Below are 17,819 nucleotides of genomic sequence, written 5' to 3'. Positions count from 1 at the left end.
AATGGGTGACATGTTCGAGGATCGGTTGGAGGCGGCGCTGGGGGACCGGCGCGCCCTGGCCGACCTCGCCGCCCGGGCCGAGCAGCAGTCGAAACGGTGGGGTTGTCGCAAGCTTGTGGTGGCCGCCGCGTGGGCCGACGCGCATTCGGAGGTGGATCATCTCGAGGGTGGGGTGTTGGTCGAACGGCTCGTCAAGATCGGCCCGGTCGGGACACCGCCGGTCGCGGAGTTCGCCCCTGAGGGATTGATCGGCCCGTTCGGCACCTCGACCGGCTCCGCCCGGTCTTGGATGTCTGATGCCTTGACGGTCCGGCACCGACTCCCCAGGTTGTGGGAACGCGTCCAGGCGGGTGAGATCCATGCGTGGCAGGCCCGGAAGATCGCGAACCTGACCGCCCACCTGTCGATCGCGATCGTGGGGATGGTGGATGAGCAGACCGCCGGCTGGGTCACCCAGTTGCCGTGGCAGACGTTCCTGAAGAACTTGGATGCCACCATGCTCGAGGTGGATGAAACCTCCTATCGGGAGCGGGAGAAGATCATCGCCGCGAAACGTGAGGTTCGCGCCACCCAATCCGAAGACGGGCTCCGCACCCTGATCGCCCGGGGTGAGGCCGGGGATGTGGCGATGCTCCTCGCCCTGCATCAACGTGTCGCGGAATGTTTAGCCGACGAGGGTGATGAGGACCCGTTGCCGGTGCGGATGTCGAAGGCGATGGGTTGGATCGCGCATCCCGCCCGGGTCCTGGACCTGTTGGCTCGGCACGCGACCGATCCGGACCCGCACCGGGATCCGTGGGAACAGACTGCTGCGCACGCCGCCGACGACACTGATCCGTGGGCGGATGACCTACCCGCTGCAGGCTGGGAGACCGCCCAACACGGCAACTATCATCAACCCTCCTTTGATGAGGATGAGTGGTGGACCCAACCCCGCCCCGACCAGCCCGGACCCGGCCCCGACGGCGAGCCTGACTATTGGCCGGCGGATCCGCCGCCCGATCCCGACGACCTGGCCTGGTTTCAGCACCAGCACGACGGCACCAGTGACGGTGATGCCGGCCGCGACAGTGCCAGCCGTGACAGTGCCAGCCGTGACAGTGCCGGCCGTGACAGTGCCAGCGACGACACCCCCGCGGTCGACCAGCCGAGCAGTGGCGCCGATTCCGGCCAAGCAGACCCCAGTCGAAGTGACGGTGGTCCAGGCGACACCGGACCGAACAATGCCGGCCAAAGTGATCCCGGCAGCCTCGGCACCCCTCCAACCGGCGGGCATCGCCCCAGCACCAAGCAGACCAGTCGCGACTGGACAGGCGCCACAACGGCAGGCGACCAGAACACCACCGGTCACGACAACCCGCGACGCAGCGATCCCGATGATCCCGACACCAGCGACACCGAGACCACCTCGACTACCACAGGTGAGGCGCGGACCGGCCCGGCACGGACCGGCCCAGTGCGACCACCATTACCGGAGGCGTTCCGGCCACCCGGTTGGCGACCCTTGACCCCGGCCCAGTTGGCCGCGTGCGCACCCACGGTCGTGTTGCACGTCCACCTCAGTGAACAGACCCTGCGGGATGGTCACGGGGTGGTGCGGACCGACTGGGGACCGATCCTGATCGAGCAACTGCAACGGTTCCTGGTCCAGCACGAAGCCCACCTCACGGTGTATCCCGTCGTGGATCCGGCCGAGACCGCGTCCGCCGACGGATATGAGACGCCGCTCCGGCTGCGTCGTGCCATGCAGATTCGGCATCCCCGATCGGTGTTCCCGCACTCACCCACCACTGGCCGTACCGATCTCGATCACACCCCCGCCTACCTCCACAACGGGCCACCCGGACAAACCGGCATGCACACCCTCGGCCCCCTCGCCCGATGTGAACACCGGGCTGAGGTTCCCCCTGTTCCACGGACACTCGGGGTTGAGGGTCAGCCCGGACGGTCTGACCCTGTGGAACGGGTTTCAAACTCTATCGGCGACAGCATTCCAATACTCGAATGCCGACGTCTCCGATTATACCATGATTCTATCCATCGAAACATCGCGTTGGCAAGCTCGTCCCGGGTGAACCATACCTGCGAATCGAGCAGCTCGAGTTGCATTCTCTCCCAGAAGGACTCCATCATCGCATTGTCGTAGCAGTCGCCCACACTGCCCATCGACGGCACCAGCCCGGCATCATAGACTTTCTGACTGAATGCCCACGATGTGAATTGCGACCCGTGATCGGAATGCATGATCGTGTTATTGTCGACGTCCATCGGGTTGCGCCGCAGCACCGCCATCCCGAGCGCGTCGACCACGAGCTCCTTCCGCATGTTGTCGTCGATGGACCAGCCCAGGACCCGGCGGGACCAGGCGTCCATGACCGCGGCGCAGTACACCTTGCCCTCCACCGTCGGGTGCTCGGTGATGTCGGTCAGCCACAACCGGTTCGGACCGTCCACCGTGAACCGGCGGTTGACGAGGTCCTTGGCGGGGATGGCGTGCGGGTCCCGGATCGTGGTCCACGACCGACGCCGCCGGTACAGGCCCTGGATGCCGGCCTGGCGCATCAGCCGGGCGACCCGCTTCTGGTTCACCTGCAGGTCGTGCCCCAAGACCAGCTCGGCGTGCACCCGCGGCGCCCCGTACGTCTTCATGTCCTCATCGGCATGGATCTCCTCGATCAGCTTCAACAGCAGCGTGTTCTCCTGTTCCCGTGCCGATGCAGGCCGGCCGCGCCAGTCGTAGTATCCCGACCGCGACACATTCAGCACCCGGCAAGCCACCGCGACATCAATCCCGTCATCGGCCATTTCATGGACCAGCCCGTACACTATTTTGGGAGAACATTCTCCTGGGCAAAATAGGCGGCCGCCCTTTTCAAGATCTCGACTTCCATCTCCAGGCGCCGTTTATCCCGGCGCAGCTCGACCAGCTCCTTCTTCTCCCGACTGGTCAACGCCGTCTCGCTACCACCGGCAGCGTCGGTCTCGGACTGCTCCATCCAGCGACGCAGACACGATTCGGAAATTCCCAGATCTTTCGCCAACTCAGCAACTGGCTTGGACCGCTCACGAGCAAGCTCGACCGCACGACGGCGGAACTCAGGCGGGTGAGGAGCAGGCACAACGACATCCTCCCTGGTGACCAGTGGCCACCTCAGGTCAGGTGTCCGTCAAACGGGGGGAAGTCCAGGGCCAAAACGATCGGGAACTGGCGGTCCAAACAACCCGAACCGGGCACCTACCTGTGGCAATCACCCCAAGGCTGGATCATGATCACCACCAACCAAGGCACCCTCACCCTCGGCCACACCGACTGGGCCACCCAACTCTGGGAAACTACCGCCTGACCGCGACTGCGCACGCGTCGCCGCGTCAGTGAGCTGCGCCCTGCTCCGAACTCCGGTCGCCACCGGGGACCCAGAGCACTTCCCCGTCGGTGCCGTCCGCAGTATTGGCAGCTCGGGCCAGGATGAACAGCAGATCGGACAGCCGGTTCAGATAGGTGAGGGCCAGCAGGTTGAGCCCGCCTGGCACCTCGGTCCCGCATCGTTCGACCGCGGTCCACGCCGTCCGTTCGGCCCGGCGGACGATCGTCCGGGCCACATGCAGGTGTGCCGCGGCCGGTGAGCCGCCCGGCAGCACGAAGGAGCGGAGCGCCGGGAGCGGGTCGCCGAATTGATCGCAGGCCGCCTCGAGCCGGTCGACGTAGTCCTGTGTCACCCGCAACGGCTCATGACGATACGAGTCCTGCAGCGGATTGCCGAGATCGGCACCGACATCGAACAGCTCGTTCTGGACGCGACTCAGCAAGGTGCGCATCGGCTCCGGCAGCTGAGGGGTGGTCAACACCACCCCGAGCTGGGAGTTGGCCTCGTCGACATCCCCGTACGCCGCCACGCGTGGATCGGTCTTTTCGGTCAATGACATGTCGACCAGCCGGGTCTGGCCGCCGTCCCCGGTGCGGGTGTAGATGCGGGTGAGGTGAACCACCCCAGCGATGTTAGTCGCTGTGCTGGTCGCCACTGGCTGTTCGCGACCGGGCCGCTTGGGCCGAACTCGGCGTGGCCGCTGGGTCGGACGGCTTCGGTGCGGCAGGGTGAACCTGTGCGCGTACGGCGGCTGCTCTCGACGATGACCCTGCTCATGCTGACCCTGGCCGCCTGCGGCACCATCCCGGAGAACGACCCGCTGCGGCCGAGCGCGTCGCCGACCGGCGAGTCGGCGAGCACCGACAGCGGAGCGAGCCCGACGGCCGGCAGCGAGTCGGGAGCGGCGGCCACCGAGCAGTGTGAGTACGAGCCGTCCGGCGATGCGGCCAGATCGGTCCGACCGCCGAGTCCGACCGGGGTGACGACCAGTGGCACTGTCAGCTACGACCTGGAGATGACCGAGGGGACCGTCCGGATCACGCTGGATCCGGTTCGGGCACCCTGCACGGTCCATTCCTTCGAGTCGCTGGCCGACCAGGGGTTCTTCGATCGCACCAAGTGCCATCGACTGGTCGACTCGGGCATGTTCTTGTTCCAGTGCGGTGACCCGACCGGTATGGGCACGGGTGGCCCCGGCTACACATTTGCCGATGAGTTGGACGGCACGGAGTCCTACACCAAGGCGGTCATCGCGATGGCCAATGGTGGACCCAACACGAACGGCTCCCAGTTCTTCCTGGTCTACCGAGACTCCACAGCCTTGGACAAGACGCCCAACTACACGATCTTCGGCAAGGTCGATCCGTCCGGGATCGGCATCCTCGAGCGGATGGCCGCCGAGGGCCAGGACGGCTCCAACCCGGCGGGCGGGGGTCGTCCGAACAACCCGTCCGAGATCGTCAAGGTGACCAAGGTCTGACCGATCCACCGAATCAGCGGTGGGCGGGTCAGCGGTGGGGCGGACGACGCCGGTTGCGTGGCTTGCTGGTGGCGAACTTGGCGACGACGGCCAGCAACCCAAGAGCCCAGAAGGCCGCCAGCACTGAAAGCGGGAATCCGCCGTTGTGCGAGGACGAGGTCGGCTGCAGCGGGATCAGTGCGAACAGCTGGCCCACCACCGTGCTGACGACGAGGATCACATCCGACATGGTGCCAGTTCCTTCGTGACGGTCTCAATCTACGCCGTTGGACCGAGCCGGAGAAACCGCCTCAGGGCTGCGACGAAGATCTCCGGCTGTTCGCTGTGCACCCAGTGGCCGGCGTTCTTGATGGTGATCAGTTGGGTACGTGGGAACAGCGTGCGCATCGCCGGGGCGTACTCAGGACGGATGTAGTCCGACCGACCACCGGCGATCCACAGCACCGGGCCGTCGTACGGCGCAGCATGCAGGTCCGGCCAATCACCAAGGTCGGCCAGCTTGCCGCCGAGCAGCGAGAGGTTCATCTGCCAACGCCAGCCCGTCTCGCTGCTGGGGTCGCGGCGGAGATTCTGCAGCAGGAAGGCGCGGACCACGGCGTCGGGCACGTACGGCTGTAAGGCATGGTCGGCCTCACCTCGCGTATGCACCCGACTGAGGTCGATCGAGCGCATGCCCATCACGTAGTCGGCGAAACCGCTGATCCGCTCGTAGCGCACCGGCGCGATGTCGGCCACCACAAGCCGTTCCACCAGGTCCGGCCGCAGCAGTGCCATGGCCATCGCGACCTTGCCGCCCATCGAGTGACCGATCACGTTCAGCGGCTCATCGCTGTCCGCGGTGAGCACGTCGGTGATGGCGTTCGCCATCTCGGTATAGGTCAGCGACTCGGTCCAGCCCGATCGACCGTGGTTGGGCAGGTCGACCATGATCACTCGCGCGCGGTCGGCCAGGTTCTTCGCGATCGAGGTCCAGTTCTTGCCTTGGCCGAACAGCCCGTGCAGGAACAGGGTCCGGGGCCCGCTGCTGCCGATCTCGGTGTAGTGCAGCGCGTCTCGATCGACCACCGACCGCGAGTTCATCGCCGCCGGCTCCAGCAGCCGGAATGCCAGTGACGGCGCTCTTCGACGGGGGAGTCCGATGCCCACCCGGTCGGCTCGGAGGGCCAGACGACCACGTGCGGCGTACCCGTGGGAATGGTCTGGGAGCATCCTGGGCAGCGGTAGGTCTTGGTCGCCGAGGCGCCCGGCACATTCCGTACGATCCAGCGACCGTCGCCGCGCTGCTCCGCGCGAGCGTGGCCGGTGCTCAGGGGGCGCGGTGGTCGCAGGTGCTTGTTGGGTCGCCGGGCCATGCGTCCGAGTCTCCCAGAACGCGCAACGCCCAGCCGACAATGACCGGTAGGTTGACCGGGTGCGTTTGCTGATCGCTCGCTGCCAAGTCGACTATGCCGGGCGGCTGACGGCCCACCTGCCGATGGCCACCCGACTGATCCTGGTCAAGGCTGATGGCTCGGTGTCCATCCACGCCGACGACCGCGCCTACAAGCCGCTGAACTGGATGAGCCCGCCGTGCACACTGACCGTACGACCGGGCGAGACCGGACCGGCCGGAACGGGACCCGCCGGGGAGAGCCTGGTCGAGGTGTGGGAGGTGAAGGGCCGAGACGGGGACACGCTGCTCATCTCACTGGCCGAGGTGCTGCACGACTCCAGCCACGACCTCGGCGTGGACCCCGGGCTGCAGAAGGACGGCGTCGAGGCGCATCTGCAGGAGCTGCTTGCCGCGCAGCCGGAGACCCTCGGCAAGGGCTGGACCTTGGTCCGCCGCGAGTACCCGACCGCGATCGGCCCGGTCGATCTGCTCTGCCGGGATCAGCACGGCGGGTACGTCGCGGTGGAGGTCAAGCGCCGAGGTGAGATCGACGGTGTCGAGCAGCTGACCCGCTATCTCGAGCTGCTGAATCGCGATCCGCTGCTCGGCACGGTGACGGGCATGTTCGCCGCGCAGCAGATCAAGCCTCAGGCCAAGGTGCTGGCCGGTGACCGGGGCATCGCCTGTGTCACAGTCGACTACGACGTGCTGCGCGGCACGGACGACCCGACCGAGCGGCTGTTCTAGGAGCGCTACTTCTTGTTGGCCGACGCGAGGTCGGTGATCTCCACGGTCTCGTCGCCGGCGGCGAGGTCCGGCTCCAGGGTGACAGTCGGATTGACCCGGGTCTCCTCCAGATCGCTGAGCTCGAGGTCGGGCACCTCGGGCAGGCTCTGCGCGGTCTCGGCCGCGAGCGCGCTGAGCGAGGTGAGCTGGCTGAGCATGGCCTGCTTGCGGCGGTCGAGCAGATCCTGCTCGCGACGCATCTGCCGACGCCGCCAGGCGAACTCCTGCCGGGCCCGCTCGTCGATCGTGGCGGCCTGAGCTTGGGCTCGGCCCACGATGTCCTCCGCCTCGGCCAAGGCTCGCAATTTGACCTGCTCGGCCTCGGCAAGAGTCTCCGAGCGGAGCCGAGCAGCGGCCTCGGTCTGGTCGGTGAGGTGCGCGGCAGCCTCGGTCTGCAGTTGGCTGGACTCGGCGAGCAGCGCTTCGATTCGAGCCTGCGCCTCGTCCTGTACGGCCTTCAGCTCGGTGAGGGCGCGGTCGCGCTCCGCGGCAGTCTGCTGTCGGGTGGTGGCAGCATCGGCCGCGGCCGCCGCGCGCAACTGCTGCGCCTCGACTCGCGCCGTCTCCAGCCGGGCAGCGCTCAGCCGCTCGTTCTCAGCCAGCAGTGCCTGCGCCTCGACTCGGGCCGCGGAGACCAGCTGATCGGAATCGATCCGCGCGTGTTCGTAGATCGCGGCCGCATCAGCCTCTGCCTGGCGCCGCAGCGCGTCGAGGTCACTGAGAGTCTGGTCCCGTACCGCGGTCAGCTCGTTGTGCGCCCGCTCGCGCTGGGTCTGGATGTCGGCGTCAGTCTGCTCCAGCAGCCGGTCGGCCTCCCGCTGGGCCTGGGCGGTGAGATCCCCAGCCTGCTCCTCGGCGACCCTCAAGATCTCCTGCGCGCGACCGCCGAGGTTGTTGAAGTCGGGATGGGCTCGATGCTCGGCATCGGCCAGGTCATGGCGCAGCTGACCGTTCTCGTTGATCAGTCGCTGGGTCTGGGTCTCCAGCTCAGCGACCTGAGCCTGGATAGCGCGAACGAAACCGTCGACGGCCTCGCGGTCATAGCCGCGACGCAGGATGGGGAAGTCGCTGGAGGGAAGGGATGCGGCTGAGTACGCCACGGCGGAGATCCTGTCTGTCTTGCTGTTGCAGTGCTGCTGATGCGATGCGGAGTTGCTGCTGGGAAACGGGTGCTGAGGTGACGCTCTGGTACGGGTCTAGCGGGTGGAGCCATCGGTGGCCTCGGCCATCTCCTCGGCGGAGATGAGCACGGTGGCGTCAGGATCGACTTGGTCCTCGCTGGGTCCGGAGTTGCTCCCGAGCAGATCTGCGTCGGAGGGCTGCTCCTCGGGCTCGGACTCCGTCTCAGCCTCGGAGTCGAGGTCATCGAACCCGCTCGGCTCCGGAAACGCGGTCGCCGTCTCGTGCGCGAGCGCGGACAGACTGGCCAGCTGGGCCAGCACCGCTTGCTTGCGCTGGCTCAGCAGCTCGGTCTCCCGTCGCAGCTGTTCCTTGCGCCAGGCGAACTCGGCGTGGGTGCGTTCGCTGATCGCGGTGGCCTGGGACTGGGCCGACGCCAGACGGTCCTCGGCCTCCTTGATCGAGGTCAGCTTGAGCCGCTCGGCCTCCTTCAGGGCGTCCTCGCGGATCCGGGTCGCGTCGGCGATGTTCGCCTCCAGCCGCGCCGCCGACTCCTCGTGATAGAGGGTCGCCTCGGACAGCAGCGCCGAAGTCTGCGCCGATGCCTCCTCCTGCGCCCGGCGCAGCTCGGTCAGCGCGTCCTCGCGCTCGACGGCGATCTCCTGCCGGATATCGGCGATCTCACGCTCCACAGCCCGGCGCAGTTCCTCGGTGTCGAGGTAGGTCTGCTGCCGGATCGCCTGGGCGTCGTGCTCGGCCTCGCGGCGCAGCGACTCGGCCTGGCGCCGCCCGGCAGCGAGCAGTGCCTCCGCCTCGGCCTTGGCGCGGTCGAGCTGGTTCGCCCCGTCGGCCTCCAGCCTGGCCCGCACCCGGTCGATCTCGGCGAGACCGCCGGATTTGAGCTCGTCGCCCTCCCGGCTGGCCCGCGCCCGGGTTGCCTCGGCCTCCCGGCGGGCATCCTCGCGCAGCCGCTCGGAGTCTGTGGCCGCTCGATCCAGCACCTCCCGGGCCTGCTCCTCAGCCAGCCGCAGGATCTCGGACGCTCGGCCGCCCAGGTTGGAATAGTCGACCTCGTTGTTGTGCCGGCTTTCCTCCAGCTGGCGCTCGAGCTCTTCGACTCGCTCCTCCAACTCCTGGGCGCGTTGCCGCACTCCGACCATGGAGGCTTCGAGTGCACGTACGTAGTCGTCGACCGCGGTTCGGTCGTAGCCGCGCAGCGCCAGCGGGAAGTTCCCTGCGGCGCTGGCAGTGTCGTCGAAGAGTCCGAGCCCGGTGTTATCCGAGGACGTCATGAATGTGGTGCCTCCGTTTGATCGCCGGCTGACGCCGCCTGGACCGACTCGATGAGCTTGCGGAAACCCGCAGTGCTGATTCCGGGGCCCTCGGCGCCGGTCCTGGCTGCATCATATGGCAGCTTCCAAGCCTTTCTTCGGACGACGCTCATGGCGTGGTCGGGGTTGTCGACGCGCCCGCCGGGCCATCCGGACTCGGTGCCAGACTGTCCATGGGCGAACGGACGAGGAGTGCGAGATGGCAGCTGGATCAGTGATCGTGGGAGGTGCGCGGACGCCTTTCGGCAAGCTGTTGGGCGGTCTCGCGTCTTTGCCGGCCACCGAGCTCGGTGGAGTGGCGATCGAGGCTGCACTGCAGCGGGCCGGCGTGGCCGGTGAACAGGTCGACGCGGTGGTGCTCGGTCAGGTGCTGCAGGCCGGTGCCGGCCAACTGCCGGCTCGCCAGGCGGCGGTCCGCGGTGGCATCCCGATGTCGGTGCCGTCGATCACCGTCAACAAGGTCTGTCTGTCCGGGCTGGCTGCGGTGGCGCAGGCCGACCAGCTGATCCGGGCCGGGGAGGCCGAGATCGTGGTGGCCGGTGGGATGGAGTCGATGACCCGGGCGCCTCATCTGCTGCCTGGATCGAGGTCCGGCTTCACCTACGGCGATGTCACGCTGCGGGACCACATGGCCTACGACGGACTCTGGGATGCGTTCACCGATCAGTCGATGGGCCTGCTGACCGAGGCCTGCAACACCGGCGACCAACAGGTGAGCCGGGCCGATTCCGATGCTTTCGCGGCCCGCTCCCACCGTCGTGCCGAGGCCGCCGTCGGGCTGCTGGCCGAGGAGATCGTTCCGGTGCAGGTCCCGCAGCGGCGCGGTGAGCCGGTGGTGGTGGGCGCCGACGAGGGCATCCGGTCCGGTGTGACGGCTGAGAGTCTGGCCGGCCTGCGACCGGCCTTCAGCAAAGACGGCATCATCACCGCGGCCTCGTCGAGCCCGATCTCCGACGGGGCCGCGGCCATGGTGGTCGCCTCGGCCGACGCTGCCGAGCGGCTCGGGCTGCCCGTGCTGGCGCGGATCGGCGCGTACGCCCAGGTGGCGGGGCCCGACTCCTCGCTCCAGCTGCAGCCGGCACACGCCATCGAGACCGCCCTCGGCAAAGCCGGGCTCAGGGTCTCCGACCTGGATCTGATCGAGATCAACGAAGCATTCGCGGCGGTCGGGATCGCCAGTGCGCGCTCTCTCGGACTGAGCGAGAGCGAGATCGATGAGCGGGTGAACCCGCACGGTGGAGCCATCGCGCTCGGCCACCCGATCGGTGCCTCCGGGGCCCGACTGCTGCTGCATCTGGCGTACGAGTTGCAGCGCCGGGGCAGCGGTCGCGCGGTCGCCGCCCTGTGTGGTGGCGGCGGACAGGGCGACGCCCTGATCCTGACCGCTGCATGAGTAGGCCGAGCGAGACTGGTCGCCTCGACCAGCTGATCGGGGAGGCGCGGACAGGGCGGCCGCGGGCAATCGGCCGGCTGATCAGCCTGGTGGAGAACCAGGCGCCGGAGTTGCCGGCTCTGATGGCCACGCTGGCCCCCGACACGGGTCGCGCACGGGTGATCGGACTCACCGGAGCACCAGGAGTGGGCAAGTCGACCACGGTCGCGGCGCTGGTCACCGAGCTCCGTCAACGCGGACAGCGGGTAGCGGTGCTCGCCGTCGACCCCAGTTCGCCGTTTTCCGGCGGAGCGCTGCTGGGCGACCGGGTACGGATGCAGCAGCACGCCCTGGACGACGGGGTGTTCATCCGGTCGATGGCGACCCGTGGTCACCTCGGCGGTCTCGCCGTCGCCGCGCCGCAGGCGATCCGGGTGCTGGACGCGGCCGGCTTCGATCTCGTCCTGGTCGAGACCGTCGGTGTCGGCCAGTCGGAGGTCGAAGTGGCCGAGCAGGTCGACGTCACCCTGGTCCTGCTGGCACCTGGGATGGGGGACGGCGTCCAGGCGGCCAAGGCCGGGGTCTTGGAGATCGGTGACGTGTTCGTGGTGAACAAGGCCGATCGCGACGGAGCACACGCCGTGGTACGTGAGTTGCGGAACATGGTGGCCTTGACGCAGCGCACGCCGGCGGACTGGAAGCCGCCGGTGGTCAGCATCGTCGCGGTGGACGGCACCGGGATCATCGAGTTGCTGGCTGAGCTGGATCGGTTCTTCGCCCAGGCAGCGGCATCAGGTCTGACCGCCAGACGACGGCTGGCCAGAGCCCGGCGCGAGGTCGAGTCCTTGGTGCTGGCGCGGTTGCGAGCCGCCGTGCCGACCCAGGGCAGGGACGGGCTGGATGCGCTGGCAACGGCGGTGGCGAACGGCCGCCTCGATGCATACACGGCCGCTGACAGGCTGCTGGTCTCGACGCCCTCAGGCTCAACTACAGCATGAGGTCTGTCCCGGCGTGGCGCGAGAGGAGTGCATGAGAGGCGGCTGAGCGTACGGTAGACATATCCATAGCGCCCGGCACCCTCGTGCTGTGGCTATGCGCGAGCAACCGGGGAGGTGACGCACATGAAGTGGATCAAGCGACTGCTGACGGTCCTGGTGATCGGTTTCGTGCTCTTCTACCTGGTGAATCAGCCAGAGGGGGCGGCGGCCGCCGTTCGCGGTGCCGCATCGGCCGTGGGTAACGCCGTCAACTCCATCATCACCTTCTTCAACGCACTCGCCGGCTAGCCGTGGCCGGGCCGATGGAGTGGCTCGACCCCCGGGTCGAGCGATACGTACTGGTCGAAGACGGCGAGCTGATGCGCGACGAGGTGGTCCGGCACTGGGCTGCCGGCATCTGGCCGATCACTCGGCTCTGCATCGGTCTGTGGTTCTTGGCGAGTTCGTTCGTCTTCACCTCCTGGTTCTTCTGGGTGGCCATGCTGCTGCCGCTCGGGGTGGTGGCCCAGGCGTTGTGGCGGCTGGCCGACCAGTATCGCGACCGATTCGTGGTCACCAATCAGAAGGTCTATCGGGTCTACGGAACCATCAGCCAGGTGCGTGCGAGCATGCCGTTGACCCGGATCCTGGACATCACCGTGGATCGGCCATTCATCGGGCGGATCCTGGGCTACGGTCACTTCGTCTTTGAGTCCGCTGCGCAGGACCAGGGGCTCCGTGAAATCAAGTGGGTGCCCGAGATCGATGAGCGGGAGCGGCTGATCCAGCGGGTGATCCATGAGGCTGGGCTCGGCACCGGGCCGACCACGGTGAATTCCACGAAGGACGACGGCACGTGACGACTAGCACCGAACGCCATCGGCTGCCGTTCGACCCGATCCAGGAGGCGTCCCGGCTCTGGGGACTGCGCTGGGAGGAGACCCCCCGGATGCGGGCGGTGACCTCGTTGATGCGGGTGCACCAGTTGGTGCTGACCGAGTTGGATGAGCTGTTGCGTCCGCTCGGACTGACCTTCGCACGGTACGAGGTGCTGGTGCTGCTCTCCTTCTCCCGGCGTGGAGCGTTGCCGCTGGGCAAGATCGGCGAGCGACTCCAGGTGCACGCCACCTCGGTCACCCCGCTGGTCAAGCGGCTGGAGAGCGCCGGACTGATCCAGCGCACGCCGCATCCTGAGGACGGTCGCGCGGTGCTCGCCTCGATCACGCCTGAGGGTCGCCAGGTGCTGCAACAGGCGACCGATGCGATCGTCTCGGCCCAGTTCGCGTTGTCATCGTTGACCGACGAGCAGTGTGACGAGCTGACCCAGCTGCTCGCTCCGCCGCGGGCAGCCGCCGGCGACTTCTGACCGGTGCGCGTCTTGGCGGTCGCCGACGCCGACTCCTATCTGAAGTGGAGCGCCGCGACCCTCGATCGGCTGCCCGCTCAGTGGGACCGGCGACAGGCCGTGGTGAAGTCTCCGATCTCGCCGTCGAGAGCGCAGACGTTCGATGCCGCCGGGGTCGAGGTGCCCCCGGTGTCGCTGGCCGCCTTGCATGCCTCGCTGGTGCGGGATCCGCCCGATGTGCTGCTGCTGGCCTGCACCGGGCCGACCGTCCAGGTGCTGGCTGGGCTGCCGGCGTGTCGGCGACGTCGTCGGCCGGTGCTGGTGACCGGGCTGCCGGGCATCGCCGTGCCGGCGTCGGAGAAGGCGATCGAGTTCCGTCGGGGCTGTGACCTGATCGTGGCGCACAGCCGCCGGGAGCGGACGGAGTTCGCGGCGCTCGCGACGACTCGGGCTCCGGGAATGAGGGTCGCGCTGGGCCGGTTCCCGTTTCTCACCGGGCCTGCCGACCCCGTTTCGGGGCCGCGTCGCGACGTGGTGTTCGCAGCCCAGGCCAAGGTGCCGCGACGGCCGACCGATCGGGAGGCGATCCTGCTCGCCCTCAGCGAGCTGATCCCGGCCGGTTCGGCGGTGGTCAAGGTCCGGGCGCTTCCCGGTGAGCGGCAGACTCACCACGAAGTCCACGGGTACGCCGAGTTGTGGCGTGATCTGGCGGCTCGCGGTGCGGTGCGCGCGGACTCGGTACGGCTCGTCGCCGGGCCCATGCACCGCGCACTGAGCACCGCGCGGAGTCTGATCACCGTCTCCTCGACCGCGGCGTTGGAGGCGATCGACCGGGGACTGCCGGTCGTCGTGCTGACCGACTTCGGTGTCAACACAGCGATGATCAATTCGGTCTTCGAGGGTTCGGGCTGTCTGGGCACCCTGGCAGATCTTCGGGCCGGTCGCGCCTTCACCCCCGATCCGAGGTGGCTGGTCGACAACTATTTCCACCCGGCCGCGGAGGACGACCTGGTCGAGCGGCTCAAGGACCTGGTTGCGAGGCGGCGAACGGCTGGTTTGCCGCGCCCCTCAGGTCCGCCGCCGAACCTGGCCACCGCTCGCTCCGTCGCGCGTCTGGCGGTGCCGTCCTGGGTGCTGCGGCGGACCCGACCCGGGGCTCAGCGGGTTGGCTGAGACGCCAACACCAGATCGCAGACCTCGCGGACCGCTCCAGCTCCGCCGTTGCGTTCGAGCACCAGCCGTGCCGCTCGGCGTACCAGCGGATGGGCGTCGGCCACGGCGATCGGCCAGCCGACCGAGGCCATCACCGGAAGGTCATTGAGGTCGTTGCCGACGTAGGCGATCTCGCGGGCGTCCAGCCCTCGCTCGGTCAGCCAGACCCCGAGTGCGTGCGCCTTGTTGTCGATGCCCTGCAGCACGTCCACGCCGAGTTTGGCTGCCCGGGCCCCGACCACCGGGTTGCGCTCCTTGGACACGATCACGAAGCCGATGCCGGCCTGACGGAGCAGCGAGATGCCCAGCCCGTCGGAACGGGAGACCCGCACCGTCTCGACTCCGTCCTGGTCCACTAGCACCCGGTCGTCGGTGTGCACGCCGTCGAAGTCGGTGGCGATTGCCGCGACCGGGAGCGCGGGCGGCCGTGGATCGAGGAGGGGCGCGAGGGCACGGGCCTGTTCGAGGTCGGCCTCGGTGTCGATCTCCAGTGTGGTCAGCTCCGGGACCAGGACGACCTTCGTCCGGCCGAAGAAGCGATGGCGGACCTGGGTGAACAGGTCGGCCCGAAATGCGTAGAAGGCGCCGGTCTCCCGGAACTCGGGTGCCCGGTCCTGGCGGCGCAGCCGTCGAGCCACGTCGTGGTTGACCCCGACGACCGTGTCGCCGGTCGGTCGCCAGAGGAAGGCGTGGCTGTCGACCGCGGCGAAGACCGAGTCTGCCGCACCGGAAGCCACCATGCCGACGGCGGCGTCCAGGTCGGCCGATCGGATGAACGGACTGGTGCACTGGACGAAGACCAACACCCCGACCTCGATGCCCTGGCCGGCCAGTGTGTCGAGCGCGTGACACAGGGCCGACTCCGAGCTGGCCTGGTCGCCCGCCAGCTCGGCCGGTCGTTCGATCACTCCGGCACCGGCCGCCCGGGCCTCTGCGGCGATCTCTGCCGAATCGGTGGAGACGTGCACGGCGTCGATCCGGTCGGCCGCCAGACACGCCGCGAGGGCGCGCGCCACCAGGGACACACCGCCCACGCGGCGCAGATTCTTGCCCGGCACGCCCTTGGATCCGCCGCGGGCAGGGATCACGGCGACGACATGTGGCCTCACTCGCGAGACCGTACGGAGCTTGCATGACGAGGTGGTGAACGAGGTGGGCAACGCTATTTACTAGGATGTCCTAGTATTTGGGTGGAGGTTTCGATGATGCAGAGTTCCGAGCCACCCGCAGCTTCAGGCCGGGAACGTTGGCGGGCCGCATACGCCGCCGCCGAGCGCGCCGGGCGGATCCGGTCGGCCGACTTCACCACCCTGTCCGGCGCCGAGGTGGACCCGGTCTACGGGCCGGTCGACGAGGACGCAGATCCGCGAATGCCGCGGATCGGCTGGCCGGGGGAGTTCCCGTACACCCGGGGGCTGTATCCGACCGGCTATCGCGGCCGCGAGTGGACGATCCGGCAGTTCGCCGGCTTCGGCAACGCCCAGCAGACCAACGAGCGCTATCGGATGATCCTGGATGCGGGCGGCGGCGGACTGAGTGTCGCCTTCGACATGCCGACCTTGATGGGGCGTGATTCCGACGACCCGCGCAGCCTGGGCGAGGTCGGGCACTGCGGGGTGGCGATCGATTCGGCCGCCGACATGGACGTGCTGTTCGACGGCATCGACCTCGGCTCGGTGACCACGTCGATGACGATCTCCGGACCGGCGGTGCCGATCTTCTGCATGTATCTGGTCGCAGCGGAGCGCCAAGGGGTGCCGATCGGTCAGCTCAACGGCACCTTGCAGACCGACATCTACAAGGAGTACATCGCTCAGAAGGAGTGGCTGTTCGCGCCGGAGCCGCACCTGCGGCTGATCGGCGATCTGATGGAGTTCTGCCTGGCCGAGGTGCCGGCGTACAAGCCGTTGAGCGTGTCGGGCTATCACATTCGCGAAGCAGGCTCGACGGCCGCGCAGGAGCTTGCGTTCACGCTGGCCGACGGCTTCGGCTATGTCGAGTTGGGGCTGTCCCGAGGGCTGGATGTCGAGGCGTTCGCACCCGGGCTGAGCTTCTTCTTCGATGCCCACATCGATTTCTTCGAGGAGATCGCCAAGTTCCGGGCTGCGCGGCGGATCTGGGCGCGCTGGATGCGCGACCGGTTCGGCGCGACCACGGCCAAGGCTCAGTGGCTGCGGTTCCACACCCAGACCGCCGGCGTCTCGCTGACCGCCCAACAGCCCTACAACAACGTCGTACGGACCGCTGTGGAAGCACTGGCCGCCGTGCTCGGCGGCACCAACTCGCTGCACACCAACGCGCTGGACGAGACGCTCGCCCTGCCGACCGAGTCGTCGGCCGAGATCGCGCTGCGCACCCAGCAGGTGTTGGCCGCCGAGACCGGGGTGACCAATGTCGCCGATCCGTTGGGCGGGTCGTGGTATGTCGAGGCGCTCACCGATGAGATCGAGGCGGCCGCCGAGCGAATCTTCGCGCAGATCATCGAGTTGGGCGGGGGAGAGGAAGCCGCCCATCCGATCGGACCGGTGACCGCCGGGCTGCTGCGCGGGATCGAGGACGGCTGGTTCACCTCCGAGATCGCCGACGCCGCATTCACGTACCAGACGATGCTGGAGAAGGGTGACAAGCGGATCGTCGGGGTCAACGTCCATACCGCGACCGTGTCGGGCGAGGTCGAGATCCTGCGGGTCAGCCACGAGGTCGAGCTTGCCCAGCGCGCCGTGCTCGCCGACCGGCGGGCGGCCCGGGATGACACCCTGGTCGCTCAGACTCTGGCCGAGCTGCGCCGGGCGGCTCAGACATCCGATGAGAATCTGGTCCTGCCCATGCTGGCCGCGGCCCGGGCCGAAGCAACCTTGGGCGAGATCTGCGACGTGCTCCGCGAGGAATGGGGCACCTACACCGAGACGGCCCGTTTCTAGACGGTGACGTTCTAGATCTTGACCTCGGCGGCCGGATCGGAAGCCGTGCTCTCGACGTTGTTCTCGTGGACCGCGGTCACCACGTAGGCGAAGTCCCCCTTGCCGGGAGTCTTGTCGACGAACTCGAGGGTCTTGCTGGTGCCGATCTGGCGCATCTCGAGTTCGCCCGGCCCGCGGCGATGGATCCGGTATTCGACGATCTTCTCGCTGAAGCGCGGTGTGACGGTGGGCGCCGGCGGGGTTTGCCAAGTGATCCGCACCGACTTGTCGGCGGTGACTTCGGCCTTGACCGCGGTCGGTGCCGGCGGGTGCATCGCCTCGGCCTCCTCCAGGGTGAGCTCCTGGGTCGGATTGGGACTCGCGACTTGCGAGGGTGCCGGTGAGGCGGCCGGCGCCGAGTCGGTGCCGGACTGGCACGCCGCCAGGGCGGTGACCAGCAGCAGCAACGCGAGGGGACGAGCGGCAGAGCGGATGGTGATCATGATCCCTACCTTCCGAACAGGCCTGTCGAACAGGACCTTCAGAAACGGGGCGGTGGC

The 17,819-nt window shown here is 68.1% G+C and carries 18 protein-coding genes; 9 read left to right on the top strand and 9 right to left on the bottom strand.

What is annotated here, in order from left to right; translation table 11 throughout:
• Positions 1-1,935: 1,935 nt before the first annotated feature.
• The 3 genes from MLP_RS27470 to MLP_RS14505 all read right to left on the bottom strand — a co-directional run bounded on the left by MLP_RS27470 (position 1,936) and on the right by MLP_RS14505 (position 3,987).
• Positions 1,936-2,805, bottom strand: a complete 870-nt coding sequence (locus MLP_RS27470) for an IS3 family transposase (RefSeq protein ID WP_041790759.1) — start codon at positions 2,803-2,805, stop codon at positions 1,936-1,938.
• A gap of 20 nt (positions 2,806-2,825) precedes the next feature.
• Positions 2,826-3,119, bottom strand: coding sequence for a transposase (locus MLP_RS14510; protein ID WP_013861031.1), 294 nt, complete (start codon positions 3,117-3,119; stop codon positions 2,826-2,828).
• Between the two features lie 250 nt (positions 3,120-3,369).
• Positions 3,370-3,987: a cob(I)yrinic acid a,c-diamide adenosyltransferase gene (locus tag MLP_RS14505; RefSeq protein WP_013863886.1), complete on the bottom strand. Its 618-nt coding sequence runs from the start codon at positions 3,985-3,987 to the stop codon at positions 3,370-3,372.
• 114 nt (positions 3,988-4,101) lie between these two features.
• On the opposite strand from MLP_RS14505, the gene MLP_RS14500 reads away from it, so the two are divergent.
• Positions 4,102-4,845 carry a peptidylprolyl isomerase gene (locus MLP_RS14500; RefSeq protein ID WP_013863885.1) on the top strand — a complete coding sequence of 248 codons (744 nt, stop codon included), beginning with the start codon at positions 4,102-4,104 and terminating at the stop codon, positions 4,843-4,845.
• A gap of 28 nt (positions 4,846-4,873) precedes the next feature.
• Here the strand turns inward: MLP_RS14500 and MLP_RS14495 are convergent, their stop codons facing one another.
• A complete protein-coding gene (locus MLP_RS14495) occupies positions 4,874-5,074 on the bottom strand; it encodes a hypothetical protein (RefSeq protein WP_013863884.1) in 201 nt (66 codons plus the stop codon).
• A 29-nt stretch (positions 5,075-5,103) separates the two neighbouring features.
• Entirely contained in the window at positions 5,104-6,054 is a 951-nt protein-coding gene (locus MLP_RS14490; RefSeq protein ID WP_331440686.1) for an alpha/beta fold hydrolase, read from the bottom strand.
• Positions 6,055-6,256: 202 nt separating this feature from the next.
• Between MLP_RS14490 and nucS the strand changes: the two genes are divergently transcribed.
• Positions 6,257-6,964 (top strand): endonuclease NucS, encoded by a 708-nt coding sequence (gene nucS / locus MLP_RS14485; RefSeq protein WP_013863881.1) that lies wholly within the window; start codon positions 6,257-6,259, stop codon positions 6,962-6,964.
• Between the two features lie 5 nt (positions 6,965-6,969).
• On the opposite strand, the gene MLP_RS26485 is transcribed toward nucS, so the two are convergent.
• Positions 6,970-8,103, bottom strand: coding sequence for a DivIVA domain-containing protein (locus tag MLP_RS26485; RefSeq protein WP_013863880.1), 1,134 nt, complete (start codon positions 8,101-8,103; stop codon positions 6,970-6,972).
• Between the two features lie 96 nt (positions 8,104-8,199).
• On the bottom strand, positions 8,200-9,414 hold the full coding sequence (locus MLP_RS14475) for a DivIVA domain-containing protein (RefSeq protein ID WP_013863879.1): 1,215 nt from the start codon (positions 9,412-9,414) through the stop codon (positions 8,200-8,202).
• A 238-nt stretch (positions 9,415-9,652) separates the two neighbouring features.
• On the opposite strand from MLP_RS14475, the gene MLP_RS14470 reads away from it, so the two are divergent.
• The 6 genes from MLP_RS14470 to MLP_RS14450 all read left to right on the top strand — a co-directional run bounded on the left by MLP_RS14470 (position 9,653) and on the right by MLP_RS14450 (position 14,320).
• Positions 9,653-10,846, top strand: a complete 1,194-nt coding sequence (locus MLP_RS14470) for an acetyl-CoA C-acetyltransferase (RefSeq protein ID WP_013863878.1) — start codon at positions 9,653-9,655, stop codon at positions 10,844-10,846.
• Positions 10,843-11,823 carry a methylmalonyl Co-A mutase-associated GTPase MeaB gene (meaB, locus tag MLP_RS14465; protein ID WP_013863877.1) on the top strand — a complete coding sequence of 327 codons (981 nt, stop codon included), beginning with the start codon at positions 10,843-10,845 and terminating at the stop codon, positions 11,821-11,823. The genes MLP_RS14470 and meaB overlap by 4 nt, the downstream gene beginning before the upstream one ends.
• 123 nt (positions 11,824-11,946) lie before the next feature.
• Complete coding sequence (locus MLP_RS28335; RefSeq protein ID WP_172641576.1) at positions 11,947-12,111, top strand: hypothetical protein; 165 nt, start codon at positions 11,947-11,949, stop codon at positions 12,109-12,111.
• Between the two features lie 14 nt (positions 12,112-12,125).
• Positions 12,126-12,662 (top strand): PH domain-containing protein, encoded by a 537-nt coding sequence (locus MLP_RS14460; RefSeq protein WP_041792444.1) that lies wholly within the window; start codon positions 12,126-12,128, stop codon positions 12,660-12,662.
• Entirely contained in the window at positions 12,659-13,168 is a 510-nt protein-coding gene (locus tag MLP_RS14455; RefSeq protein WP_013863874.1) for a MarR family winged helix-turn-helix transcriptional regulator, read from the top strand. Before MLP_RS14460 ends, MLP_RS14455 begins: the two co-directional genes overlap by 4 nt.
• A 3-nt stretch (positions 13,169-13,171) precedes the next feature.
• Complete coding sequence (locus MLP_RS14450; protein ID WP_013863873.1) at positions 13,172-14,320, top strand: DUF6716 putative glycosyltransferase; 1,149 nt, start codon at positions 13,172-13,174, stop codon at positions 14,318-14,320.
• Here the strand turns inward: MLP_RS14450 and MLP_RS14445 are convergent.
• Positions 14,305-15,468, bottom strand: coding sequence for an acylneuraminate cytidylyltransferase (locus tag MLP_RS14445; RefSeq protein ID WP_013863872.1), 1,164 nt, complete (start codon positions 15,466-15,468; stop codon positions 14,305-14,307). The two genes, MLP_RS14450 and MLP_RS14445, sit on opposite strands and share 16 nt — an antisense overlap.
• Before the next feature lie 93 nt (positions 15,469-15,561).
• Between MLP_RS14445 and MLP_RS14440 the strand changes: the two genes are divergently transcribed.
• Positions 15,562-17,280 carry an acyl-CoA mutase large subunit family protein gene (locus MLP_RS14440; protein WP_231851316.1) on the top strand — a complete coding sequence of 573 codons (1,719 nt, stop codon included), beginning with the start codon at positions 15,562-15,564 and terminating at the stop codon, positions 17,278-17,280.
• An 11-nt stretch (positions 17,281-17,291) separates the two neighbouring features.
• Here the strand turns inward: MLP_RS14440 and MLP_RS14435 are convergent, their stop codons facing one another.
• Complete coding sequence (locus MLP_RS14435; protein ID WP_013863870.1) at positions 17,292-17,762, bottom strand: fibronectin type III domain-containing protein; 471 nt, start codon at positions 17,760-17,762, stop codon at positions 17,292-17,294.
• Positions 17,763-17,819 lie beyond the last annotated feature (57 nt).

This window comes from Microlunatus phosphovorus NM-1, assembly GCF_000270245.1.
GTDB lineage: Bacteria > Actinomycetota > Actinomycetes > Propionibacteriales > Propionibacteriaceae > Microlunatus > Microlunatus phosphovorus.
Note: the sequence above shows the minus strand (reverse complement) of the source record. Positions and strands in the feature narration are given on the sequence as shown.

Coding starts and splice junctions, on each gene's coding strand:
- MLP_RS27470 (WP_041790759.1), bottom strand. CDS start 2,805: ATGGCCGATGACGGGATTGATGTCGCGGTGGCTTGCCGGGTGCTGAAT.
- MLP_RS14495 (WP_013863884.1), bottom strand. CDS start 5,074: ATGTCGGATGTGATCCTCGTCGTCAGCACGGTGGTGGGCCAGCTGTTC.
- MLP_RS14490 (WP_331440686.1), bottom strand. CDS start 6,054: ATGCTCCCAGACCATTCCCACGGGTACGCCGCACGTGGTCGTCTGGCC.
- MLP_RS14475 (WP_013863879.1), bottom strand. CDS start 9,414: ATGACGTCCTCGGATAACACCGGGCTCGGACTCTTCGACGACACTGCC.
- MLP_RS14470 (WP_013863878.1), top strand. CDS start 9,653: ATGGCAGCTGGATCAGTGATCGTGGGAGGTGCGCGGACGCCTTTCGGC.
- meaB (WP_013863877.1), top strand. CDS start 10,843: ATGAGTAGGCCGAGCGAGACTGGTCGCCTCGACCAGCTGATCGGGGAG.
- MLP_RS28335 (WP_172641576.1), top strand. CDS start 11,947: ATGAAGTGGATCAAGCGACTGCTGACGGTCCTGGTGATCGGTTTCGTG.
- MLP_RS14460 (WP_041792444.1), top strand. CDS start 12,126: ATGGAGTGGCTCGACCCCCGGGTCGAGCGATACGTACTGGTCGAAGAC.
- MLP_RS14440 (WP_231851316.1), top strand. CDS start 15,562: ATGATGCAGAGTTCCGAGCCACCCGCAGCTTCAGGCCGGGAACGTTGG.
- MLP_RS14435 (WP_013863870.1), bottom strand. CDS start 17,762: ATGATCACCATCCGCTCTGCCGCTCGTCCCCTCGCGTTGCTGCTGCTG.